The sequence below is a fragment of the Sandaracinaceae bacterium genome, assembly GCA_020633055.1.
In the GTDB taxonomy this organism is placed as follows: domain Bacteria; phylum Myxococcota_A; class Polyangia; order Polyangiales; family Houyiibacteriaceae; genus JADJJE01.
The window spans coordinates 776,324-798,962 of sequence record JACKEJ010000007.1 but is presented as its reverse complement, the minus strand read 5'-3'; the positions used below and the strand labels follow the sequence as shown (position 1 = coordinate 798,962).

The 22,639-nt window shown below is 69.6% G+C and carries 22 protein-coding genes and 1 tRNA gene; 7 read left to right on the top strand and 16 right to left on the bottom strand.

The window, feature by feature from the left end:
• A partial coding sequence (locus H6726_16865; protein ID MCB9659318.1) for a hypothetical protein occupies positions 1-662 on the bottom strand: 662 nt, incomplete at its 3' end.
• Between the two features lie 120 nt (positions 663-782).
• Between H6726_16865 and pdxH the strand changes: the two genes are divergently transcribed.
• A complete protein-coding gene (gene pdxH, locus H6726_16860; GenBank protein MCB9659317.1) occupies positions 783-1,370 on the top strand; it encodes a pyridoxamine 5'-phosphate oxidase in 588 nt (195 codons plus the stop codon).
• A gap of 47 nt (positions 1,371-1,417) precedes the next feature.
• On the opposite strand, the gene H6726_16855 is transcribed toward pdxH, so the two are convergent.
• Entirely contained in the window at positions 1,418-1,852 is a 435-nt protein-coding gene (locus H6726_16855; protein MCB9659316.1) for a hypothetical protein, read from the bottom strand.
• 226 nt (positions 1,853-2,078) lie between these two features.
• Between H6726_16855 and H6726_16850 the strand changes: the two genes are divergently transcribed.
• Positions 2,079-3,638 carry a patatin-like phospholipase family protein gene (locus H6726_16850; protein ID MCB9659315.1) on the top strand — a complete coding sequence of 520 codons (1,560 nt, stop codon included), beginning with the start codon at positions 2,079-2,081 and terminating at the stop codon, positions 3,636-3,638.
• A gap of 296 nt (positions 3,639-3,934) precedes the next feature.
• Here H6726_16850 and H6726_16845 read toward each other — a convergent pair whose 3' ends face one another.
• From H6726_16845 to H6726_16835, 3 genes are all read right to left on the bottom strand, one after another.
• On the bottom strand, positions 3,935-4,369 hold the full coding sequence (locus tag H6726_16845) for a TlpA family protein disulfide reductase (protein ID MCB9659314.1): 435 nt from the start codon (positions 4,367-4,369) through the stop codon (positions 3,935-3,937).
• A gap of 167 nt (positions 4,370-4,536) precedes the next feature.
• Entirely contained in the window at positions 4,537-5,178 is a 642-nt protein-coding gene (locus H6726_16840) for a hypothetical protein (protein MCB9659313.1), read from the bottom strand.
• A gap of 51 nt (positions 5,179-5,229) precedes the next feature.
• Positions 5,230-6,525, bottom strand: a complete 1,296-nt coding sequence (locus H6726_16835; protein ID MCB9659312.1) for a metallophosphoesterase — start codon at positions 6,523-6,525, stop codon at positions 5,230-5,232.
• Between the two features lie 83 nt (positions 6,526-6,608).
• Between H6726_16835 and H6726_16830 the strand changes: the two genes are divergently transcribed.
• The 5 genes from H6726_16830 (at position 6,609) to H6726_16810 (ending at position 10,901) form a co-directional block, all read left to right on the top strand.
• On the top strand, positions 6,609-7,670 hold the full coding sequence (locus H6726_16830; protein ID MCB9659311.1) for an N-acetyl-gamma-glutamyl-phosphate reductase: 1,062 nt from the start codon (positions 6,609-6,611) through the stop codon (positions 7,668-7,670).
• The gene (locus H6726_16825; protein MCB9659310.1) at positions 7,667-8,671 is read left to right on the top strand and encodes a metallophosphoesterase; all 1,005 of its coding nucleotides are present in this window, start codon (positions 7,667-7,669) and stop codon (positions 8,669-8,671) included. The genes H6726_16830 and H6726_16825 overlap by 4 nt, the downstream gene beginning before the upstream one ends.
• Before the next feature lie 180 nt (positions 8,672-8,851).
• Positions 8,852-9,280 (top strand): PilZ domain-containing protein, encoded by a 429-nt coding sequence (locus H6726_16820; GenBank protein MCB9659309.1) that lies wholly within the window; start codon positions 8,852-8,854, stop codon positions 9,278-9,280.
• Between the two features lie 31 nt (positions 9,281-9,311).
• On the top strand, positions 9,312-10,319 hold the full coding sequence (locus H6726_16815; GenBank protein ID MCB9659308.1) for a DUF2804 domain-containing protein: 1,008 nt from the start codon (positions 9,312-9,314) through the stop codon (positions 10,317-10,319).
• 36 nt (positions 10,320-10,355) lie between these two features.
• Positions 10,356-10,901: a hypothetical protein gene (locus tag H6726_16810; GenBank protein MCB9659307.1), complete on the top strand. Its 546-nt coding sequence runs from the start codon at positions 10,356-10,358 to the stop codon at positions 10,899-10,901.
• A 24-nt stretch (positions 10,902-10,925) separates the two neighbouring features.
• On the opposite strand, the gene H6726_16805 is transcribed toward H6726_16810, so the two are convergent.
• The 11 genes from H6726_16805 to H6726_16755 form a co-directional block, all read right to left on the bottom strand.
• Positions 10,926-11,474 (bottom strand): GNAT family N-acetyltransferase, encoded by a 549-nt coding sequence (locus H6726_16805; protein MCB9659306.1) that lies wholly within the window; start codon positions 11,472-11,474, stop codon positions 10,926-10,928.
• A gap of 103 nt (positions 11,475-11,577) precedes the next feature.
• Positions 11,578-12,177, bottom strand: a complete 600-nt coding sequence (locus H6726_16800) for a hypothetical protein (protein MCB9659305.1) — start codon at positions 12,175-12,177, stop codon at positions 11,578-11,580.
• Between the two features lie 117 nt (positions 12,178-12,294).
• Positions 12,295-12,510, bottom strand: a complete 216-nt coding sequence (locus H6726_16795) for a hypothetical protein (GenBank protein ID MCB9659304.1) — start codon at positions 12,508-12,510, stop codon at positions 12,295-12,297.
• Between the two features lie 155 nt (positions 12,511-12,665).
• Positions 12,666-12,738 (bottom strand) — tRNA-Val (locus H6726_16790).
• An 86-nt stretch (positions 12,739-12,824) separates the two neighbouring features.
• On the bottom strand, positions 12,825-15,521 hold the full coding sequence (gene lon / locus H6726_16785) for an endopeptidase La (GenBank protein MCB9659303.1): 2,697 nt from the start codon (positions 15,519-15,521) through the stop codon (positions 12,825-12,827).
• A 53-nt stretch (positions 15,522-15,574) separates the two neighbouring features.
• Positions 15,575-16,825: an ATP-dependent Clp protease ATP-binding subunit ClpX gene (gene clpX / locus H6726_16780; protein MCB9659302.1), complete on the bottom strand. Its 1,251-nt coding sequence runs from the start codon at positions 16,823-16,825 to the stop codon at positions 15,575-15,577.
• Between the two features lie 183 nt (positions 16,826-17,008).
• On the bottom strand, positions 17,009-17,614 hold the full coding sequence (gene clpP, locus H6726_16775; GenBank protein MCB9659301.1) for an ATP-dependent Clp endopeptidase proteolytic subunit ClpP: 606 nt from the start codon (positions 17,612-17,614) through the stop codon (positions 17,009-17,011).
• Entirely contained in the window at positions 17,611-18,936 is a 1,326-nt protein-coding gene (tig, locus tag H6726_16770) for a trigger factor (protein MCB9659300.1), read from the bottom strand. Before tig ends, clpP begins: the two co-directional genes overlap by 4 nt.
• A 106-nt stretch (positions 18,937-19,042) precedes the next feature.
• Positions 19,043-19,495, bottom strand: coding sequence for a cytidine/deoxycytidylate deaminase family protein (locus tag H6726_16765; protein ID MCB9659299.1), 453 nt, complete (start codon positions 19,493-19,495; stop codon positions 19,043-19,045).
• A gap of 19 nt (positions 19,496-19,514) precedes the next feature.
• Complete coding sequence (locus H6726_16760) at positions 19,515-20,900, bottom strand: hypothetical protein (GenBank protein MCB9659298.1); 1,386 nt, start codon at positions 20,898-20,900, stop codon at positions 19,515-19,517.
• Positions 20,901-20,902: 2 nt separating this feature from the next.
• Complete coding sequence (locus H6726_16755; GenBank protein ID MCB9659297.1) at positions 20,903-22,552, bottom strand: ribonuclease J; 1,650 nt, start codon at positions 22,550-22,552, stop codon at positions 20,903-20,905.
• Between the last annotated feature and the right edge of the window lie 87 nt (positions 22,553-22,639).

The window sequence follows — 22,639 nt, the reverse complement described above, 5'->3', positions numbered from 1 at the left end:
AGGTCGTGCGCGTGCTCGCGGCGAATGGTCGCCAGCTCGCGCAGCAGCCCCACGCGGCGGGCGATGTCGGGCTCCGCATTGGCCTCCAGCTGGTACAGCGGGATGGCGGCCTTGAGGTTGCCAGCCTCGCGGTAGATCTCGCGTGCCGCGTAGATGGCGGACACGCGCGTCGGGTCCAGCTCGAACGCGTGCCGGTAGCTGGCCACACCCTTGTCCGTGCGCTGGAAATGCTCGATCCACACGCCGGCCACCTTCTCGTGCAGCTCGGCGATCACGCGCGGTTCGCCCTCGAGACGGGTGAGCGCCTTGATACGCCGCTCGTACAGGTCGATCAATCGGCGCGCCTCGCCTGTGTGCTGGAAGATCTTCTCCAGGCGCGCGGTGGCGTCTACGTGGGTCGGCTGCCTCTCGAGCGCGCGCTCGTAGACGGAGACCGCGCGCGGGATGTCGTTGACGTACCGCGCGATCAGGTCTGCGGCTTGCACGAACGCCGTGGCCGCCGAGCCATGATCCTGCGTGCGACCGGCCCAGCCCACCAATAGGTTGGCCAGCGAAGCGTGGTCGCCGATACGGTGATAGTGCGCGCGGAGATCGGCGAACGCCGCAGGGTCGTCGGGGTTGGCCCGCAGTCGGGCGATGAGCTCCTCAGCGCTTCCGGTCATGGAGGCGCGACGGTATCACGACGGCACCCCGGGATGGCCAGCATTGTCCGACATCAGTGTAGCTTTCCCTTCACTTCTCGTCGGTAGCGCCGCCTCCCCCGCGAGGTCATAACCGGGGGCATGCAGCCACAGGTCGATCCCGTCGCTTGGTTTCGCCAACTGTACGCCGACGCGCGTCAGCACGAGGTGTTCGATGCAGATCGGGCCGCGCTGGCGACGGCCGACGCTGCGGGCGTGCCCTCTGTGCGCTTCGTGCTCGTGCGCGGGGCGGACGAAGCGGGGTTCACGTTCTACACGCACCGGGATAGCCGCAAGGGGCGTGAGCTCGCCCGTGGTGTGGCGGCCTTGGCCTACCACTGGGCCTCGACGGGCGTGCAGGTGCGCGTCGAGGGGCCGGTCAGCGAGGCCCCCGACGACGTGAGCGACGCGTACTTCGCCGGCCGTCCGCGGGGTAGCCAGCTGGGCGCGTGGAGCTCACCGCAGAGCCAGCCAATCGACAGCCGCGACGCGCTGGACGCGCTGGTCCGCGAGACCACGGAGCGCTTCGATGGGCAGGCCGTGCCGCGCCCACCACGCTGGGGGGGCTACCGCTTGGTCCCCACCACCATCGAGCTCTGGTTCAACGACCCCGACCGCCTTCACGACCGCTTCGAGTACACGCGCCTGGACGCGAGCGCGCCTTGGCGGATGCGCCGCCTCGCCCCCTGACTCGCCGGGAACAGCGCGGTGACGCGCCCGCGCGGCGAGCCGGTGGCTCAGCTCGAGACGTACTTGTCGACGCTCAGCGCCCAGCGGATCTCGTCGATGATGTCCGACAGCTCCGAGGCGTCTTTCTCGTACGTGACCTCGTGCCACACGTCGAGCACGCGCGAGGCGTCGACTGGGTCCAACACCTTGATGGTCTTGGCGTCGGCTTCCGCATACCCCCGCTCCCCCGCGCTCTGGCCGACCATGCTGCGCACGCGGTCGAAGAGCTGCTCTGCCACCTCGTTCGGGAAGTCCGAGCGCTGGGTGCGCGCCGTGAACGACACGCGCGCGCTGTCCTCGAGGCGCAGGCGCACCCCAGAGTCCATGATGTGGAAGCGGACGCGCTCGGCGATGTGGATTTCGCGGTCGTCCGTGCGATAGACCTCGACACCGGCTTGGTGGAGGGCGGACTGTAGGCTGCTGAGATCGGCGGGGCGGGACACGCTTTCCTCTCGGATGCCCGGAACGCAGGGCAACTCGGCCACAGGATAGCCCCTCGGTGCCAAAACCTGCAACGCCGAAGCGTCCGCAGCCCCACGCGCGCGTTGGGAAGCCGCCGCGCGCACTCTCAAGCCGGACCCTCCTGAGGGGTCTATCCGCACACGATTGGGGGCGCCGAGCCACGGGGTCGGCTTGCAGGCCGGCGGGGATGACCCCCAAATGCTGGGGATGCATACCGTACTCTACGTGGGGGCCCCGCTCGACGAGGGCGGCGCGCGTGAGCTGCTGATGATGCGCGAGGGCGCCCGCCGCGCGGGCGACGGGTCCTTCGTGTACCAACTCCCCGGGCGCACGCTGCGCCTCTTCGCGGTGAGCGACCCCGGGGTGGCGATGCGCGTCCTGGCCGAGCGCTCGGTGGACGCGCTGGTGATCGACACGCGGGTGGAGTCGCTCACGGGGGCGCCCGACAGCGCCACCCAAGACGGCCCCTTTGCGCTCACCCGCGCGGGGCAGCTCTTGTCGCGGCTCTTTCCCGACGACGAGCTGCACGCGGCCGTCCAACGTGACCGGGTCATCGGCATCGTCGGCCGTGGTGGCGCGGACGCCGCCTTCCGCTTCGGCACCTATCGAGTGCGCTCCGTGCTGGACCAGCCGGCCCTCGACACCCTCGAGGAGCAGATCGCCCAGCAGACCGAGAGGCTGCGGTCCGGGAAGGTGGCCATCTGTCTGGCTGGCGGCGGGGTCGAGGGGCTCTTCTACGAGATCGGCGTGCTGCGCGCGCTGGAGTCGTTCCTCGTGGACCGCGCCATCGTGGATTTCGACTTGTTCTGCGGGATCAGCGCGGGCGCGTTGATCGGCTGCATGCTCGCGAACGGGGTGGGCCCCGACGAGATTGGGCGTGGTCTTGCGGGAGGACGGGCGCGCGTGGACCCGATCCGCCGCGCCGAGATCTTCGACCCCAACCTGAAGGAACTGGGCCCGCGGGTGGCGCAGGCTGCGTCCGAGCTGCTGCGTGGTGGCGAGGGGCCGCGGGGCGCGCTGTCGTCGGTGTTCCGCGCCGTGCCAGGCGGCATCTTCGCGGGGGACAAGCTACGCGACTACCTGGAGCGCCACCTGACGCGTCCGGGCATGCGCAACCACTTCGACGACCTGCGCCGGCCTCTGTTCGTAGGTGCCACGGACCAAGACACGTCGCAGGCGGTGGTCTTCGGCGAGGACGGATTCCGTCACGTGCCGGTGCACAAGGCCGTGCGTGCGTCGGCGGCGTTGGTACCGTTCTACGCCCCCGAGCAGATCGACGGGCGCTACTACATCGACGGCGCGTTCACGCGCACCACCAACATGCGCGTGGCCGTGCGGCAGGGGGCCACCATGGTCATCCTGGTGGACCCGCTGGTCCCCGTGTTCTCGGACACGGCGGGGCACGTCCACTCGCGCGGAGGGGTGTACTCCACCATGCAGGGGCTCAAAGCGCTCATCAACGGGCGCTTCGACAAGGCCGTGCGCGCCATCCGCGAGATGCACCCCGAGGTGAGCTTCTACCTGTTCCGCCCGTATGGTGACGAGATGCGCATCCTGGGCGGCTCACCCATGAAGTACTTCTATAGGCGCGAGGTGGAGGACGTGGCCTACCGCAACACGGTGGACAAGATTCGCGCTTCTTACGACGAGCTGCAGCGAGACTTCGCGCGGCACGGCATCGCCTTCCGCGACCCCGAGGAGGCCCGGGCCCCGCGCGCCCTCGGCGCTGCGGGCGTTTCCCGCGCCCAGCTGGGCATCGGCCTCTGACCCCCCCCGCCCCGAGCCCGTCGGTGTCGTGAGCGCCGCAGCCGCGCGAGGACGGAGAGTGACTCGTCCGTCCTCGTGATCGTCCTCGTGTTCGTCCTCGTGGTCGTGCGCGTGCGCGTGCGCGTGCTCGTGAGGGTGCTCGTGGTCGTCCTCGTCCTCGTCACGAACGCGATCAGGATCACCACCGCGCGCGCCGACGACCCGACGTCGCCGCGCTCAGCCACCGGGGACCACAGCGGATCACCACCGCGCGCGCGAACGACCCCCCAACGGGCGAAACCCGGGGGCAGCCCCCTCTACCGCGTTCCTTCGCTCGCTCCGCCGGCGGCCTGAGGCAGCCGGGTGAGCATCGCCTCGAGCGTCGCGCGGGGCTGGATACCCGCTTCCGCCGCGCGCGGGACACCGTCCGCGTCCAACAGCACGAAGGTGGGCACACCCAGCTGTCCCAGCACGCTCGTGCCTTCGCTGATGGCGTTGTCGGGATCGAAGGTGGTCTCGAAGGCCGGTGACAGGGCGTGCACCCACGCGTCGAGCAGCACGCGTGCGTCCGGCTGGATGGCGACGGCGATGACGCGCACTTCGGGGTGTGCCCGCGTGAACGCGTCGAGGGGCGTGAGGTTGGCCTGGCTGGCGACGTCGAAGGTCGCGAAGAAGTAGAGCAGGATGGGGCGGCCACGCATGTCCCCGAGGAACAGCAGCTCGCCCGTGGGGGTGGCGAGAGTGAGCTCCACCGCGCCTTCCACCGGGGGGCGGTCCGGGCTCGGCTCCGGCTCGGTGGCGTGCGTTTCCTCGCCGTGCTCCCCGACTGGCTGTGGCGGGCGAGGGTGCCGAGGCGGCGGGCTCTGCGCGCAGCCGGACCCGAGCGCAGCAGCCACGAAGAGCGCAGCCAGCGCGCGCCTCACTTGGTGGACTGCCCCGTGAAGTGGTCGTCCTTGTCCGCGAAGAGCACGTTGAACGTGGTCAGGCTGCCGTAGCAGGCCGTCACGTACTGCTGCAGCTGGACCTTCTCGTCGTCGGCCAGGTTGTCCGAGTTGTTGATCTTCTGCTCCAGCACGCGGAGCTTCTCGCGCACCAGGACGATCTTCTTGAAGAACACGTCCATGGGGACGCTCTTGCTCTGCACGCCTTCGCGGCCCGGCTTGAGCTCCACCTCGCCGCCGCGCCAGCGGTCGCCCAGCGACACGTCGCGCACGCCCAGCTCCTCCAGCAGCACCTCGCGCAGCACCTGTTTGAATTCGGCTTGGTCCATGTCGATTCCTATCTCCCTAGGGATGCTGGGGCGCTGCTCGGGTTCGTAGTCCTGTGGGCCGCTGCTGCGCGGTCCTCGGCGCGTAGGCTCGCCGGCCACCTTCTTGCGCGCCAGCGAGCCCGCGAACGACTGCCCGAGCGGCTTGTGCCGGGCGCACGTGCGATCGTCGTACAGGGGCGAAGGCCAGCACCCCAGGCGGCAGTCACCACTCGCCTTGCCCGCATCGTCCCGCCGCAGCGGCACGAAAAAGCCGCAGGTCCCACAGCGTCCGGTCAGGTCGCGTTCGCTCATCGAATGCGAGCCTAGCAGCGAGCGCGCGCGGAGGCATTGGCGAATGCAGCGCTACGTCGCACGTCGCGCCCGGCGCCGCGCGAGCCACCGACGCACCACGCCGAAGGCCACCGCCAGCAGCAGCAGGGCGGGGCCCAGGCGCCACCACAGGAGCGCGCTCGTGATCCAGAAGCGCCACGGCGGAACGCCCCCGACGACGCCGCGAGGGGTCCCATCGGCGCACACGAACGGCTCACCTCGACGCACGGCGCAGGCCTCGAGCGTGGTTCCGTCGGGGCGCTGCGCGGTGAGCGTGAGGGTGCCGTCCGCCACGTCCACACACACGAAGTGATGCTCGGGCGCGTAGGCCAGCTGCCCGTCCCGCCGGTGGTTCAGCGCGTACAGCGGCGAGCCCCCGCCACCGCTCACCACGTAGTGCAGCCCGCTCACGGTGCCCCGCTCGTACGTGTGGTCGTGACCCCCGAAGACCATGTCGGCGTGCTCGCGCACGCTCTGCTCGAGCGCGTCACGCAGCGGCTGGTGGTCTTCGTGCAGCGAGCTGCTGAACATCGGGTGGTGCGCCAGCACCAGGATGAAGTCCTCGGCGTGCGCGGCGCGCAGCGTCCGCAGCTGCTCGCGCGCCCACTCGAGCTGCGCGGCGTCCTCGGGCCAGTCGGTGTTGGTGTCCAGCACCACCAGGTGCAGCGGCCCGAAGCGCCGCGTGTAGTAGGCCGTGCTGCCCATCGCGCGTCCCAGGAAGCGCGTGTAGTGCGGGCGCCCCGTGCCGTCGGGGATGAGCTCGTGATTGCCGAGCACGGGGACCAGGCCCACCTCCTGCGCGAGAGGCCCGATGCTCGCGAACGGCGCCACCCACTCGCCCAGCTCGCCACCACGGGCGGCGAAGTCACCGAGGTGCACCACCGCCTCCATGGGCGCGGCCTGGTGTGCCCGCCGCAGCCCCGCGATCACCCGCTGGTGCTCTTCCTCGCCGGAGCGGCTGTCCCCATAGAGGCAGAGCCGCGCGTCGTCACGCTCGTGGTCGCGCGGGGTGCGGAAGTGGCCGTTGCGCGTGGGCCCCTCGGCCAGGCGCACCTGGTAGGTGTACGACGCGTCCGGCTGCAGGCCGCGCAGTCGCACCATGTGATGCTTGGTGGTGGGGGAGGGCAGCGTGCGCGCCCCTTCGGGTCCCGTGAGGGTCACTTCGGCGGCGCTCGCGCGACGCAGCTCGAACAGCAGCGTGAGCTCGGTCGGCTGCGGATCCATCAGGTAGGGCGGTGTCTGAAAGGTCGGGTCCTGCGTCTGTGCGCGCGCGTGCGTTTCGCGGGCCATCAGGGCGGCCATCAGCAGCGCGCCGAGCGTGAAACTCACGCCGCGCTTTCCATGGGTTCGGAGCAGGGGGCAGGCCATCGTCGTCGAGCCTGCTATAACGTGCGCGTTCGAGGCTGTCTCCCATGGAAGAAAAGAAGTTGAACCAACCCATTCGCGTCGCGGTCATCGGTGGATCTGGCTACACGGGCGCCGAGCTCATGCGCCTGCTGCTCGGTCACCCTCGCGTTCAGGTCACGTTGGTCACGGGGCAGAGCAAGGCCGGCCAGCCCGTGGCCAGCGTGCTCCCCAGCCTGGCAGGCGTGTACCCCGGCGACATCGAGGCGTTCGACGCGGACGACACCGCCCGCCGCGCGGACGTGGCCTTCTGCGCGCTCCCTCACGGCGCCAGCGCGGGCATCGTGTCCGAGCTGCGCGACCGCGGGCTGGTGGTGCTGGATCTGTCGGCGGACTTCCGCCTCAGCGACCCCGCCGTCTACAAGGAGTGGTACGGCGAGCACCTGGCGCCAGCGCGCTTCGGCACGGCGGCCTATGGCTTGGTGGAGCTGCACCGAGAGAGTCTGCGCACCGCGGACCTCATCGCCGTGCCCGGGTGTTATCCGACCGCCGCGAACTTGGCGCTCGCGCCGCTGCTGAAGGCGGGGCTGGTGGAGCCGCAGGGCATCATCGTGGACGCCAAGAGCGGAGTCTCGGGCGCGGGTCGCTCGCCGCTTCCGAACACGCACCTGCCCGAGGCGGCCGAGGGCTTCCGCGCGTACAAGGCCGCGGCGCACCGGCACACGTCGGAGATGGAGCAAGAGCTCAGCAAGGTGGCCGGCGCGCCCCTGCGCGTCACCTTCGTGCCGCACCTCGTGCCCATGACCCGCGGCATCCTCGCCACGTGCTACGCGCTCACCAAGGGCGACGTCACGGCGCAGGCCTGCACGGATGCGGCGCGCGCCCTGTTCGAGGGCAGCCCCAGCGTCGTCGTGCGCGACGCGGGCACGCACCCGGACACGCTGTGGGTGCGGGGCAGCAACCGCGCGCACGTGGGCTACGTCGTGGACAAGCGCGTTGGGCGCGTCGTCGCCATGTGCGCCATCGACAACCTGGTGAAGGGCGCCTCGGGGCAGGCCGTGCAGGCGTTCAACGTGCGCTTCGGCTTCGACGAGGGTGAGGGTCTGCGCGCCCCCGCGATGTGGCCTTGAGCGACCCGGACGGCGAAGGGGCAACGGGTCGCACGCTCGAGGGCGACCCGGCCACGCGCGGGGCGCCAGTGGGCCCGGCCGCGGTGCCCGTGCGCGACAGCTACCGCGTGCTGCATTTCAGCGACGTGCACCTCGAGCAGGGCTTCGTGGGCGTGCGGCGCCGCGACTTCATGAACAAGCGCGGCATCGGGTACCTGAACCTGGCGCTGCATCGCCGGGCGCGCTTCGCCGAGGCGGCGCGCAAGGTCAGCGCGCTGCCCGAGCTCATCAAGCGCGAGAGCGTGCACATCGGGCTCTGCACGGGCGACTACACGGCGCTCGGCACGTGGCCCGAGCTGCGCTTCGCGCGGCAGATGATGGAGCTCGTCGCGGGCGCCACGGAGGACTTCGTCACCGTCCCCGGCAACCACGACGTGTACGTGCCCGACACCATCGCGGACGGGCGCTTCGAGGCGGTGTTCGGCGCGCTGATGCCCAACGACCTGCCCGAGCTGGCGAGCGACGACGGCTGGCCCAAGGTGCGCCTCTATGGCGAGCACCTGGCCATCGTCACGTTCAACAGCGCTCGCCCCAACCCGAGCGTGCGCTTCTCGAGCGGCCGCGTGCCCGACGGGCAGCTGGACGCGCTGAGCCGAGCCTTCACCCACTCGCGGCTCGCGGGGCGCTTTCTGCTGCTGGGCACCCACTACGCGCCACGCCTCGCCGATGGGCGGCCCGACACGGTGCGCCACGGGCTCATCAACGCCAACGACCTGCTGGAGCGGTGCAAGGTCATCACGCGCGGGGCGCTGTGCCACGGGCACGTCCACTACCTGTACCACGTGCGTGAGCCCGGGGTGCGGATGGACCTGTGCAGCGCGGGCAGCGCCACCTACCGCGGGCGCGAGGGCGTGTGGGTCTACGACATCGGGCGCGACGAGGCCTTCGCGACGCCGGGGGCGTGGACGGGGGAGCGCTACGAGCTGGACCCGAGTCGGCGGGTGCGGCTGAACGCGACCTGAGGGCCACGGACGCGAGGCGCTGAACCCCGGGCACCGAACGGGGACCGTAGCCCTCACCGCGCGCCAGCCAATGGGCCCCACGACCCCAGGCAGCCAGCTTCAGAAATGACTGTGACGAAAAGTATGTGCATGTAGGACAAGGTGGTACGGTGTCCAGGTACGCCAGCCCCGAGGTGCCTCATGCTGCAGACCGTCGAAGTCCTCCCGCCCCGCTCCGAAGTCCGTCGCCAGGTCGATATCGAGTGCCAGCTCGTGTCGGATTTCTGGGACGTGCCCATCGAGCACCATGTGCTGGACCTGAGCGCGCACGGGATGTGGCTGTCGTGCGACTACCCGCTGCACGTGGGCGAGGAGGTGGTGGTCGAGCTGACGCCGCCCGCGCGTGACCCGTCCGCCCGTGAGCCGCTGTTCCTCTTTGGCCGCGTGTGCCGTGTGCAGATGCAGCGGCGCAAGCACGAGGATCACAAGGCGGGCATGGCCATCCAGTTCTTCCACGACAGCGAGTTGACGGCCGACCGCCTGGCGGCCGCGCTGGTGGGCATCCCGCCCAAGCTCGGTGCGCCGCGCGCCGCCGCCCGTGAGTGCGTCTGGGTCGAAGAGCTGAATTGACTCACGGGCGCCGTCGGCCGACGCTGCGCGGGTGACGAACGGCAACCCCGAGCTGCGCGACGAGGTCGACCTGTGTCTGCCCGATGGGCGCCTGAACCCTGCTGCGCGCGGGCACTCGCGCCGGCAGCTGCACCGCGCCAACCTGCGCGGCTTCGGGCGCACCAAGCGCTGGGAGTACTGGGGCATCATCACGCCCACGCACGTCATCGGGCTCACCCTGGCGGACCTTGACGTGCTCAGCCTGCAGGAAGTCTTCTTGCTCGACCGGGCGACTGGGCGCGAGCGCTCCATCCCGTTCGCGGCGCCCATGGGGCTGGGCGTGCGCTTGCCCGACGGGCTGCCGCCGTTCGAGGCCACGGGGCGGGGGCCGTACAGCTCGTTCCGTTTCACCGGCGAGCACGCACGCCCTGGCCGTCCGGCGGGGACGCGCTTGCACGTGCGGGTGCCACGTGTGTCGTTGAACGCGTTCGTGGAGTCCGCCGGCGACGCGCTGGGCGTGGTGGTGCCCTTCGGCGAGGGCCTGTTCCAGTACACGCTCAAGGCGCCCGCGTGCCCCGTATCGGGCGTGATCTGGGTGGACGGGGTGTCGTACGCGATCCCGGCGGGGGAGTCGTGGGCCGTGCTGGACCGCGGGCGCGGGCGCTGGCCGCACGCCATCGTGTGGAACTGGGCCGTCGGCAGCGGCGTGGTGGAGGGCAGGCGCACTGGGCTACAGCTGGGTGCCAAGTGGACGGCGGGCACGGGCGCCACGGAGAACGCGCTGTTCGTGGACGGCGTCATGCATTACCTGCCCGACGAGGTGGACTTCACCTACGACACCACGCACTGGGACCGGCCGTGGCGCGCGCAGGGCGAGCGCCTGGACGTGACGCTCACGCCCTTCCACGTGCGGCACGCGGGCGTGGACCTGGGCCCGCTCGGGTCGGACGTGCACCAGGCCTTCGGGCACTGGCGCGGCTGGGTCAGCGACACGCTCGGCGTGCGGCACTCGGTGGACGGGCTGGTGGGCTGGGCCGAGCAGGCGGACAACCGCTGGTAGCGCGGGGTGCGTGTGCACGCGGTAGGCTCAGGGTCGATGACTGCTCCGAGCACTCCGGTCGCCCCCGCGCGGGACCCTCTCCACCCGCGCCCCGACGTGCACGACTTCGATGCGTGCCTTTCGCGCTCCGCCGCGAACGTGGCGGCGGCCAAGGCGCACGCGCTGCCGCTGTTCGCGGAAGGCGACGTGCACGGGACGGCGGTGTTGGCGGCTGCGGACGCCGCCGAGAGCGCGCGCGGGGACCACGAGCACCTGGCCGCCGTTCACGCTGCGCTGGACCGCGCGATGGCTGCGTTGGCCGAGGCACGGGCCGCGGTGGACCAAGCGGCGGTCCGTCGGCGCCTGCGGGCGGGCTTCGGCGACGTGGCTGCGCTCTCCGCCGAGGCGCTACGGGCCGCGCTGGAGGACGCGCAGCTGCCGAGCCTGGTGCTGCACGTGGACCGCACCGCGCAGGTGCACGTGGGGGAGGGCGGCGAGGGCACACGCTGCTGGACCGTCACACGGGACATGAGCGCCGACACGCTGGCCGCGGCCGTGCGCGAGATGAAGGAGCACCTGCCGGACTTCCTGCGCGACGTGTGAGGCCGGTGCGCAGTGTTGCCCGCCTCAGGCGTGGTCGTTGCGTGTGCTCGAGTCGCGCAGGTCGAGCGACAGCAGCACGGAGCGGTAGTTGACCTTCGGCCGCATGTCCATGTGTTCCACGAACACGTACCCGCGGCGCGTGTAGAGCGCGATCAGCGCCGTAGCCTGTTCCGACGTGTCGCAGGCGAGGTGCGCGGCGCCCTGAGCCCGGGCACGGTCCTCGACGAGGTTGAGCATGCGCGCCCCCAAGCCCGTGCCCTGCAGTCGAGGGTGCACACACAGCTGACCGAACTTGGCGACGTCGGGCTGCGCGTACCAGCCCCCTCCGTGACCCGTGCCGGGGGCGTAGAGCGTCACGGTGGCCACGTACGCGCCGTCCTGCACGGCCACCCAGGTCTCTCCGCGCGCCCAGCGGTGGCGCGTGTCGTCCACGGTCTGTCGGCTCCCCCAGTAGTTCAAGCCCTTCGCGGCGAGCGGCGCGTAGGCCAGGTGGATGAGCTCGGTCAGCGCCGCGAAGTCGTCGTCGTCAGTGAGGCGTCGCGCGGCGCGAGGGGCCTCGAGCATGTCGGTCATGGGCGGAGTGTGCCTGCGTCCCGGGACTCGTCCAGTGGCTCCGAAATGCGGTGGATCACGCACCACGATACGCGCTTCGAGCGTGAACCTGACCCGTTGTGGCTCAGAAGGCCAGTCCGACCAGTGGGTCGTCATCGTACCGATCACGGTTCGCGCGTCGGGTGCGCCTCCTCCTCGAGGAGGGCTCTGTCGCGACCGGCTCCACGTGCTCTTCGACCCCGGCGTCATCCATCGCCTCGGAGGGGGACACGGCCAGGTCGTCTGCCTGCGTCTGTTCGTCGTCGGCATCCCCATCGGCATCCTCCACGCGGACCATGTCGTCGGGGACCGCTGTCGGTGGTTCCGGCGTCGCCGACCCGGGCGGAGAGCGCCCCTCCATGGCGGGCCCGGCCGTAGGAGTTCCGGGCTCCCCACAGGCGGCGAGGGAGACGCTCAAGACGGTGCCGGCCGCGACCACCAAGCGGCGCGTCTTGGTGCGCGCGTAGATGGGAGCGCCCCGCTCGTCCCGTCGCACGCTCGCGCACAGCCCACCCACTTTCGCGGAGAGCTTCTTCAGCTGCTTCGCCTGGCTCCACGTGAGGAGCGAGATGTCCACCAGGTGCTCGTCGCACCTTTGGCAGCGGCGCCCGCCATCCTCTTCTGCCATGTCGCTCCACGACTCGCCGTAGGGGCAGGGCGTCTGGATCGGCAGGCTCCTCTTCATGCTCTGAGCGTAGAGGTCCGAGGTACGAGATGGAAGGGGCCCACGGCCAAGACGCCCGCTGAGGCATTGGCTTCGCTGGTTTGGCGTTGCCGATGCCCCTCCGGACCGGGGCGGACACTAGAACATGGTCATGAGGAGCTCCTCCTTGAAGGCGTCCGAATCGAAGCCCCGGAGTTTCTGTAGCCACCCGGGTTGCGACGTCCACTCGTACGCGCTGTGGTCGAACACGGCAGCGTCCTCCGAACCTGGTCGACGCACGACGAACGTGCCCATCTCACCCTCTTCCACCGTCAATGCCACACCCGACCACTTGATGCTCTTCCGCTGGGACATCCGCGGAACCTCTCACGTTCTGACGCGGGCACTCAAGCCGACGTAGTCGGCGCAGTGTGGGGGCTGATGAAGCCCTTGCGTCCAGCGGGGCGGATGGAACAGCCGCCCCAAAGCGAAGCCCCCTGAATCCATCATGATTCAGGGGGCTCCAGGGGTACGGGCTTCCGGGCTCGAACCGAAGACCCTCGCCTTGTAAGGGCGATGCTCTACCAACTGAGCTAAGCCCGCGGGTCTTGAAGGCCCCTGTATGAGGCCTCGAAGGGGATTGCGCCAGGGGCTTCGCCACGTGGGCGGCCCCCGACGGCTGCTGACGTCTATTGCTGCGCGCCGGGGGGCGACACGTTGGGCACCGGGGTGCCTGGCGCTGGGGCGTCGTCGTCCGGGCCCAGCAGCTTGCCGTTGCGGTACTCGAGGGGCCGCACGCGGTTGTGCCCGAAGATGGCGTCCGGGTCGTGCAGCAGGAGCGCCTCGCGCAGCACCTCGTCCATGTGCTCCACCAGCACCACGCGCATGGCGTTGAGCACGCGGCGGGGGATCTCGCCCAGGTCCTTGCGGTTCTCGGCGGGGATCAGGATGGTGTCGATGCCGGCGCGGTGGGCCGCCAGCATCTTCTCCTTGAGCCCGCCGATGGGCATGACGCGCCCGCGCAGCGTGATCTCGCCCGTCATGGCCACGTTGCGGCGCACGGGGATCTTGAGCAGCGCGCTGGCCAGGCTGGTGGCCATCGTGATGCCCGCGCTCGGCCCGTCCTTCTGGATGAACTCCGGGAAGTGCACGTGGAAGTCGAGGTTGGTGTGGAACTCCTCGTCCAGGCCCAGCAGCTTCTGCCGCGAGCGGATGTAGCTCATGGCGGCCTGCGCGGACTCCTGCATGCCCTTCTCGAGCAGGCCGGTGATGACCAGCTTGCCCTTGCCGGGCACCACGGCCGCCTCGCACTCGAGCACGTTGCCGCCGTAGCTGCTGACCGACAGGCCGTTGGTCAGGCCGATGAGGTCCTTGTCGGAGGTCTTGTCGCCCGTGAACTTGGGCACGCCCAGGTAGCGCGGCACCTGCCGGGCCACCACGCGGTACTGCGCCTCGGTGCGGCCCTCGTGCTCGTCGGTGGCGGCTGCGCCCTGCGCGCCCTTGTCGGCGTCCGCCTCACGCGCATCGTTGTCGCTGGTCTCGGCGTCGGCCGGGGCGTGCGCAGGCTGCGGCACGGCGGCCTGCATGCCCGTCGGCGCCTCCGAGTCCACCGCGCCCTGTGCGTCGTCGGACTTGGCCGCCTCCTGCGCCTGCCGGTCCTTCAGCACCTGCCGCGCGATCTTGCGGCAGATGCTGCCCAGCTCGCGCTCCAGGTTGCGCACGCCGCTCTCACGCGTGTAGTGGTGGATGACCGTGCGGATGGCGTTCTCGGTGATCTCCACGTCCACGTCGCCCAGGCCCGCGGCCTCGAGCTGACGCGGCACCAGGTAGCGCACCGCGATGTTGAGCTTCTCGAACTCCGTGTAGCCGCTCAGCTCCAGGATCTCCATGCGGTCCCGCAGGGGCAGCGGGATGCCGCTCAGCGAGTTGGCCGTGGTGATGAACATCACGTCGCTGAGGTCGTAGTCGAGGTCCAGGAAGTGGTCGTTGAACGTGCTGTTCTGCTCGGGGTCCAACACCTCGAGCAGCGCCGAGGCCGGGTCGCCCCGGAAGTCGCTCGACATCTTGTCGATTTCATCCAGCAGGAACACGGGGTTGTTGGTGCCCACCTTGCGCAGCGACTGAATGAGCCGGCCGGGCAGGGCGCCGATGTACGTGCGCCGGTGACCGCGGATCTCCGCCTCGTCGCGCACGCCGCCCAGCGACAGGCGCGTGAACTCACGCCCCGTGGAGCGCGCGATGGAGCGCGCGAGCGAGGTCTTGCCCACGCCGGGAGGGCCCACCAGGCACAGCACGGGCCCCTTGAGCTTCTGCACCAGCGCCTGCACGGCGAGGTACTCGAGGATGCGCTCCTTGGGCTTCTGCAGGCCGTAGTGGTCCTCGTCGAGGATGCGCTCGGCGTGCGCGATGTCGTAGTTCTCCTCGGACCGCTCGAACCAGGGCAGCGCCAGGATCCAGTCGATGTAGTTGCGCACCACCGTGGCTTCGGCGCTCATCGGCTGCATCATCTTGAGCTTCTTCAGCTCCTTCTTGACGCGGGTGAGGGCTTCCTTCGTGAGCTTCTTGGTCTTCAGGCGCTCTTCAATCTCTTGAATCTCGCTCTTGAACTCGTCCTTCTCGCCGAGCTCCTTCTGAATGGCCTGCATCTGCTCGTTGAGGTAGTACTCCTTCTGGCTCTTCTCCATCTGCTTCTTGACGCGCGTCCGGATCTTCTTCTCCACCTGGAGGATCTCGATCTCCGCGTTCATCAGCTCGTAGAGGCGCTCGAGGCGCTTGAGCGGGTCGCTGGTCTCCAGCATCTCCTGGCGGTCGGCCAGCTTGATGCTCTGCAGGTGCCCGACGATGGTGTCGGCCAGCTGCGACGCGTCGTCGATGGTCTGCACGGTGACCACCGTCTCGGGCGTGATGCGCTTGTTGAGCTTGACGTAGTGCTCGAACGTGCGCTGCACGGAGCGCACGAGGGCCTCGACCGCGACCGGGTCCACGGCGGGCTCTTCGATGAGCCCCACCTCGCACAGCAGGAACTCCTCGTTGGGCACGAAGCGCTCGATGCGCGCCCGCCGCTTGCCCTCCACCAGCACCTTCACCGTTCCGTCGGGCAGGCGCAGCAGCTGGATGATGACGCCCACCGTCCCGACCTCGTAGATGTCCTCCGGGGCCGGGTCGTTGGTCTTGGCCTTGCGCTGGGACGCGAGGAGGATCTCCTTCTCGTGCCCCATGGCCTCTTCGAGGGCGTTGATGGACTTCTCACGCCCGACGAAGAGCGTGACCACCATGTGCGGGAAGACGACGATGTCGCGCAGCGGGAGCAGCGGAACGACGCGCGGGCCGCCGGTCCCTTGACCCTGGGGCTGCCGCTCGTCGTCGTTGTTCTTGTGGAAAAACATGGAGGCCTACCCGTGTTGTGGGGCCCGCTCGGGGGCCCTCATGGGGACGACGGTCACGCGGGCTTGGCCTCTTTGCTGTACACAATGAGCGGCTTCTCGCCCTTGAGGACGACCTCTTCGTTGACGACCACCTCTTTGATGTTCGACTGCGAAGGGATCTCGTACATGATGTCGAGCATCGCGTGCTCGGTGATGGCGCGCAGACCGCGGGCGCCGGCCTTGCGCTCGAGAGCGCCTCGGGCCACGGCGCGCAGGGCACCCTCGGTGAACTTCACCTTCACGCCGTCCATCTCGAACAGGCGCTGGTACTGCTTCACCAGGGCGTTGCGCGGGCGCGTGAGGATGTCGATCAGCGCCTCCTCGTTGAGCTCGTGCAGCGTGGCGATGACCGGCAGACGACCGATGAACTCGGGGATGAGGCCCGCCTTCAAGAGGTCCTCGGGCTGCACCTGCTCGAGCAGCTCGCCGACCTTCTTGTCCTTCTGCGACGGGATGTCCGCGCCGAAGCCCAGGGTCTTCTCGCCGATGCGCCGCTCGATGACCTGGTCCAGGCCCACGAACGCACCGCCGCAGATGAACAGGATGTTGGCCGTGTCGATCTGCAGGAAGTCCTGCTGCGGGTGCTTGCGACCACCCTTGGGCGGCACGTTGGCCACGGTGCCCTCGATGATCTTCAGTAGTGCCTGCTGCACGCCCTCGCCCGACACGTCGCGCGTGATGGACGGGTTGTCGCCCTTGCGCGCCACCTTGTCGATCTCGTCGATGTACACGATGCCGCGCTGCGCCCGCTCCACGTCGTGGTCGGCGTTTTGCAGCAGCTGGACGATGATGTTCTCCACGTCCTCGCCCACGTAGCCGGCCTCGGTCAGCGTGGTGGCGTCGGCGATGGCGAAGGGCACGTTGAGGATGCGCGCCAGCGTCTGCGCCAACAGCGTCTTGCCGCTGCCCGTGGGGCCCAGCAGGAGGATGTTGCTCTTCTGCAGCTCGACGTCGTCGTTGGTGATCTTCGAGTCGATGCGCTTGTAGTGGTTGTGCACCGCGACCGAGAGGATCTTCTTCGCGCGGTCCTGCCCGATGACGTACTCGTCCAGCACTGCCTTGATCTCGGCAGGCTTCGGCAGGGGCGCGCCCGACTGCAGCGAGTCCTCGCGGTCGACTTCTTCCGCGATGATGTCGTTGCAGAGCCCGATGCACTCGTCGCAGATGTAGACCGTCGGCCCTGCGATGAGCTTCTTGACCTCCTTCTGCGACTTTCCGCAGAAGGAACATTGGAGATTGCCGTGTCCGTCGTCGTGCCTGGGCACCCAGTCCTCACTTTTCGTTAGCGCCGTTGGCTGTCCGAGGGTTTAGGGGAATGGTTCCCGTCGTGTCGAGTCTAGTGCTGCGCGGACCCCATGTCGAGAGCGCGTCGAGGGCGCCACCACGGGCCGCAGAGACCCCTCGCGCAGCCGCGCGAAGAGCCTCGTCCGAACCCGCTCGTGCGCGCCTCAGGGGGTCTTCCTCGGGGCGATGACGTGGTCGATCAGACCGTACGCCTTGGCCTCTTCCGCCGACAGGTAGCGGTCGCGCTCGGTGTCCTCGCGGATGACCTCGAAGCTCTTGCCCGTGTGGTGCGCGAGGATCTCGGTCATTTGGTGCTTCAGCTGCAGGATCTGCCGCGCGTGGATCTCGATGTCCGTGGCCTGGCCGCGGAAGCCGCCGAGGGGCTGGTGGATCATCACGCGGCTGTTGGGCAGCGCGCGCCGCAGACCGGGCTCACCCGCCGCCAGCAACCACGCGCCCATCGACGCCGCTTGACCCAGGCACACCGTGGCCACGGGGCAGCGCACGTACTGCATGGTGTCGTAGATGGCCATGCCGGCCGTGATGCTGCCGCCGGGGCTGTTCACGTAGAGCGTGATCTCCTTGTCGGGATCTTCGCTCTCCAGGAAGAGCATCTGGGCGATGATGAGGTTCGCGACCGTGTCGTTCACCTCGGTCCCCAGGAACACGATGCGGTCCTTGAGCAGCCGGCTCCAGATGTCCCACTGGCGCTCGCCACGATGTGTGTTCTCGTAGACCCAGACGGCTTGCTCAGGGATCCGCTCGCTCATGCAGGCTCACTCTCCGCGCTGGCTGCGCTCTTCTCGGGCTCCGGACGCTTGCCCTTCTTGACCTTGGCCTTGGACTCTAGAAGGGAAAGCAGCTTGTCGTTCAAGATTTCGTTCTCGAGCTGGTCGAGCTTCTCACCCTGGTAGTCCGCGCGCACCTTGGCCACGTGCTTGCCGGTCTTCTCGGCGATCTCGGCCAGCTTGGCGTCCACGTCGGCCTTCTCCACCGCGATGTTCTCGAGGCGGGCGATGGCGCTCAGCAAGAGGCCACCACGCACGCGCTTCGCGGCGCGCTCCTTCAGGTCGTCGAAGAAGTTCTCGGGCAGGCCGCCGGGGCCCATGCCGCCGGAGTACTGCAGGAACTGGGCGAACTCGTACACCATGGATTGCTCTTGTTGCTTCACCATGGACGGCGGGACCTCGATGGCGTTACGAGCGACGAGGGCCTCGATGAGCTGATCGCGCGTCTCGTTGCGGGCGCGCTTGGTGCGCGTCTCCTCGAGCTGCTTGCGCAGGCCGGCGCGCAGGTCGGCGACCGTGTCGAAGTCGTGCTCCTTGGCCCACTCGTCGTTGAGCTCGGGCAGGTGCGGCTCCTCCACGCGCAGCACCTTGACCGAGAACACGGCGGTCTTGCCGCGCAGCTTCTCGTTGGTGTGCTCCTCGGGGTAGGCGATCTCGAGCGTGACGTCGTCGCCCGGCTGCTTGCCCAGGAGGCCCTCCTGGAACTCCTTGAGCAGGCCCTCGGCGCCCAGGACGATCTCGTTGTCCTCGTTGGAGAACGCGGGCTCCTCCTCGCCGTCCACCGTGACCGAGTAGGACACGCCCAGGCGGTCGTCGTTCTTGGCCGGGCGCATGGGCTCGGGGGCGCTGTACTCGATGGCCCACTTGCGGCGCCGCTCGACCTCTTCGTCCACCTCGGCGTCGGTCACGGCGACCTCCTCCTTGTAGACCTCGAGCTTGTCGAACTCGACCTTGTCGATGGTGGGGCGCACCTCGAGCTTGGCCGCGAACGAGAAGGGCTGACCGGCCGTGATCTCGGCCAGGTCGCCGTAGTCCGGCTCACCGCACAGCTGCAGCGAGTGCTCCTCGACCGCCTTGATCAGCGAGCGGCTGACCAGGTTGGCGGCCACGTCCGCGTTGACGCGCGGCCCGAAGAGCTTGCGCACGATGGCGGGCGGCACCTTGCCGGGGCGGAAGCCCTTGACGCGGGCCTCGCGCCCCACGAGCAGGAAGGTCTTGTCCAGGTCCTCCTTCACGGTCTCCCAGGGGACCTCCACCTTGACTTCGACGAGCACTGGGCTGATCTCGCTGACCTGCGACTTCATCTTTCGAACGGGCTCCTGCGGGAAGAAACGGACGCGACGCGCGGTGCACGACGGAGTGTCGTGTCAAACGGCGGGTCGGGGTGCTTACCCTCCTGCTCGGGGTGGGTCAAGCGGGTGCGGTGTCGTTCCCCGCTTCTTCCACGGGCAGCGCGACCAGCTCGATGCCCACCAGCTTGGCGGTCTCGAAGATGCGCTGGTCGCGGTAGAACTCGCCGAACACCACGCGCACGAGGCCCGCGTTGCAGACGGCCTTGAAGCAGTTCCAGCAGGGACTCGCCGTCACGTAGATGGTCGCGCCGTCGATCGCCACGCCGTTCTTGGCGGCCTGGATGATGGCGTTGTTCTCCGCGTGCAGGGTCCGCACGCAGTGGCCGTCCTCCATCATGTGGCCCACCTCGTCGCAGTGCGGCAGGCCGCGCATCGAGCCGTTGTAGCCGGTGGACAAGATGGTCTTGTCCCGCACGATGACGGCCCCCACGTGCTTGCGGTCGCAGGTGGCGCGGGTGGCCACCTCACGCGCGATGGCCATGAAGTACTGGTCCCAGGAGCGACGTTTCATCGCCCCGATCTATCACACCTCAGCGCCGGGGTGGCGTCGCCGGGAGGGCCCGCGCGAAGGCGGAGAAGGCCGCGACGATCTCGCCGCTGCCCGCCGTGGGGACGTGGCGCAGGATCAGCACGGCGCGCCCCTCGCGGAGTACGACGCTACCTTCGGTCTCGGCCCCGGCGCGCCGAGCGGCCACCTCGGCTTCGCGCGCGTCCTGCTCCGTGTCCCAGCTGGTCCACCAGACCACCGCGGAGGGGGCGTCCGCTCGTCCGTAGATGGCCAAGCGGTCTCCCGACCAGCCGGCGGCTGCGGTGAGGTCCTGATCGCTCGACGTGCCCTGCGCCAGGTAGATGGAGAGCTCGAGCTCGCCCAGCGTGTCCTCCTGCGTGCGGACGAAGCCAAGGGCCTCGAGGGACGTCGCCCGCGGCAACGTGATGGTGTCCGGCAGCTCGCCTGCCGCGTACTTGTCGGGGTGCAGCACGTGCTCGGTGGTGACGGGCAGCGTCCGGTGTGCCGCGTCCACGCTCGGCCAGCCCGCAATGCGGTGCTGGTCGCCGCAGAAGATGGCGCCCGCGGTGTAGGGGGCCATCAGCGTCACGCGCAGGATGGCGGGCGCGCGGCCGAGCGCGTCGGCACCCGCATTGGGAGCCGCGTCGAAGAAGCGCCGGAGGATGTCCGGCTGGCCCGTGATGTTTGCCAGATCAGTCCCTTGGGCCGCCAGGACGTAGGCCATCATCGCCAGCGTGGCGTCGCCTTCCACGAGCGCGCGGTAGGCGTTGTCTGGGTCCGTGTCTCGCTCCTGGTCGTTGAGCGCGCCAAGCGCCAGGTGTTGGTCCTGTAGCGCGTGCACCAACTCGTGCACCAGCACCACGCGCGCCTCGTCCACCGAGCTCGCGGCGAGCGAGCGCATGACGTCGTCACGTACCACCAGGCGCCCCCCATCGGGGTCGTAGTAGCCCACGATCTGCTCGCCCAGCACCTCGAGCAGCAGCGCCTCGAGATCGACGTCGTCGGGCAGCAGGCCGAGCGACGTATAGAGGTCGCGCGACTCGGCCAGCTCGTCGGGCTCGATGTCGGCCTCGACGAAGGCTCGGATGCGCGCCTCGTCCTGGATCTCGGTGGGGACCTCGTGCAGGAACGCGAGGTTCCGCACGCGGCTCGCGTCGCGCATCAGCCCTTGGATGATGCGGCGTTCTTGGTCGGTCGGTGCGCGGGACACGCCCGCCAGCGACGGGTCCTCTTGGCCCTCCTGCCCGCTCGTGCCGTGGGCGGGCTCGCCCGTGGGAGCGCGGCCACCACAGCCGACGAGGCCGAGCGCGAGCGTGAGCAGCGCCACCCAGGTGAGCGCGAAGGGGGCGAGGCGAAGGGGGCGGGGATGGGAGAGGTGGACCATGGAGGTGGCGCTCGGGACCGACATGCTCAGTCCAGCTCGACGGAAACGGTGGTGGCCATGACCAGCGGCTTCTTGTTCAGCTCGCGGCCGAAGAAGCGCTTCAGCGAGCGCCGGGCCTGGTCTTCGAGGGCCTCGGCCCCCACGGGGTCGTAGCGCTCGATCTCGTCGTCCACGAAGCGCGCCGCGCGGGCCATCAGCGCGTCGCCCTCGCGGTCGCCGTGCGCAAACAGGCCACGGGACACGACCTTGGGCGGCCCCACCAGCTCCCCCTCGTCGTCGATCGGCAGGCTGGCGATCACGAGGCCCAGCGACGCCATCAGCTCGCGGTCCATGAGGACGGCCGGCTCCACGCTGCGCCCCCGCTCTCGGAACACGCGGCCGGCGCGCACGTGCCCCGCCTCGCGCAGTCCGTCGTCGTCGCACTCGACGATGCTGCCGTTCTCGACGACCACCGTCTCGGCCACGCCTTCGGCGGCAGCCAGCTCGGCGTGCAGGCGCAGGTGGTAGCGCGTGCCGTGCACGGGCAAGAACGCCCGTGGCCGCACCAGGCGGATGAGCTCGCGCTGCTCCTCGCGGCACGCGTGCCCCGAGACGTGCACACCCGAGCGACTGCGCCGGTGGTGCACGATGATGCCGCGCCGCTCGAGGCTGTTGATGAGGTCGAACACCTGCTGCTCGTGCCCCGGGATCACGCGCGAGCTCAGCACCACCTCGTCACCCGGCTCGAGGGCCATGTGCCGGTGGTCTCCGCGCGCGATGCGCCCGAGCGCCGCGCGGTCCTCTCCCTGTGTGCCAGTCGCTACCACGATCAGCTCGTCGCGCGGGATGGAGCGCGCCATCTCGGGCGCCACGAAGAGCGCGTCGGCGGGCGGGATGAGGCCCAGCTCGCGGGACACGGCCGCGTGGTTGTCCAGGCTGCGGCCCAGCAGGCAGATCCGCCGACGGTGCTTCTTGGCTGCGGCGATGACGGCGTTCAGCCGGTGCACGTTGGAGGCGAAGACGGCCACGCACACGCGCTGCTTGGCGTTGCCCACCACCTCGTCCAGCGTCTCGACCACGTCGCGCTCTTCGCCCGCGCGCCCCTCTTGGTCCACGTTGGTGGAGTCACTCAGCAGCAGCCGCACGCCGGCGTCGCCCGCGGCCCGGAGCCGAGCGGCGTCGAACACCTCACCTGGGACGGGGCTCTGCTCGATCTTGAAGTCTCCGCTGTGGACCACCACCCCCGCGGGGGTTCGCAGGATGAGCCCGGTGGCGTCCGGGATGGAGTGGGTCACGCGCCAGGGCTCGACCTCGAACGGGCCCACCCCGAACGACTGGCCCGCGCGCGTGGGGCGCAGGTCCGCCGTCTGGCCGTGCTCCTCGAGGCGCCGGGCAATGTGACGAAGCGCGTAGGGGGGTCCGTAGACGGGGATGCCCGGGATCAGCGGCAGCAGGTAGGGCAGGGCACCGATGTGGTCCTCGTGCGCGTGCGTGATGAGGACGGCGTCCAGTCGGTCGCGGTTGGCCTCGATGTACCCGAAGTCGGCGTGGATGACGTCCACCCCAGGCTCCTTCGAGGGGAACGTGACCCCGCAGTCGAGGACCACCGCGCGCCCCTCGCACTCGATGACCATGCAGTTCATGCCGATCTCGCCGAGGCCGCCGAGGGGTATCAAGCGCAGGGTAGGGGAAGCCATAGAGGCTGCGACTTGGCCCAGGTCGGGGGCCCGGTCAACCGTGCGCCGTGGGACCGGCCCGGGATTGACCGGCTCGGAGTCAGCATG

Coding starts and splice junctions, on each gene's coding strand:
- pdxH (MCB9659317.1), top strand. CDS start 783: ATGCAGCCACAGGTCGATCCCGTCGCTTGGTTTCGCCAACTGTACGCC.
- H6726_16850 (MCB9659315.1), top strand. CDS start 2,079: ATGCATACCGTACTCTACGTGGGGGCCCCGCTCGACGAGGGCGGCGCG.
- H6726_16840 (MCB9659313.1), bottom strand. CDS start 5,178: ATGAGCGAACGCGACCTGACCGGACGCTGTGGGACCTGCGGCTTTTTC.
- H6726_16830 (MCB9659311.1), top strand. CDS start 6,609: ATGGAAGAAAAGAAGTTGAACCAACCCATTCGCGTCGCGGTCATCGGT.
- H6726_16820 (MCB9659309.1), top strand. CDS start 8,852: ATGCTGCAGACCGTCGAAGTCCTCCCGCCCCGCTCCGAAGTCCGTCGC.
- H6726_16810 (MCB9659307.1), top strand. CDS start 10,356: ATGACTGCTCCGAGCACTCCGGTCGCCCCCGCGCGGGACCCTCTCCAC.
- H6726_16805 (MCB9659306.1), bottom strand. CDS start 11,474: ATGACCGACATGCTCGAGGCCCCTCGCGCCGCGCGACGCCTCACTGAC.
- H6726_16800 (MCB9659305.1), bottom strand. CDS start 12,177: ATGAAGAGGAGCCTGCCGATCCAGACGCCCTGCCCCTACGGCGAGTCG.
- H6726_16795 (MCB9659304.1), bottom strand. CDS start 12,510: ATGTCCCAGCGGAAGAGCATCAAGTGGTCGGGTGTGGCATTGACGGTG.
- lon (MCB9659303.1), bottom strand. CDS start 15,521: ATGTTTTTCCACAAGAACAACGACGACGAGCGGCAGCCCCAGGGTCAA.
- clpP (MCB9659301.1), bottom strand. CDS start 17,614: ATGAGCGAGCGGATCCCTGAGCAAGCCGTCTGGGTCTACGAGAACACA.
- tig (MCB9659300.1), bottom strand. CDS start 18,936: ATGAAGTCGCAGGTCAGCGAGATCAGCCCAGTGCTCGTCGAAGTCAAG.
- H6726_16765 (MCB9659299.1), bottom strand. CDS start 19,495: ATGAAACGTCGCTCCTGGGACCAGTACTTCATGGCCATCGCGCGTGAG.
- H6726_16760 (MCB9659298.1), bottom strand. CDS start 20,900: ATGTCGGTCCCGAGCGCCACCTCCATGGTCCACCTCTCCCATCCCCGC.
- H6726_16755 (MCB9659297.1), bottom strand. CDS start 22,552: ATGGCTTCCCCTACCCTGCGCTTGATACCCCTCGGCGGCCTCGGCGAG.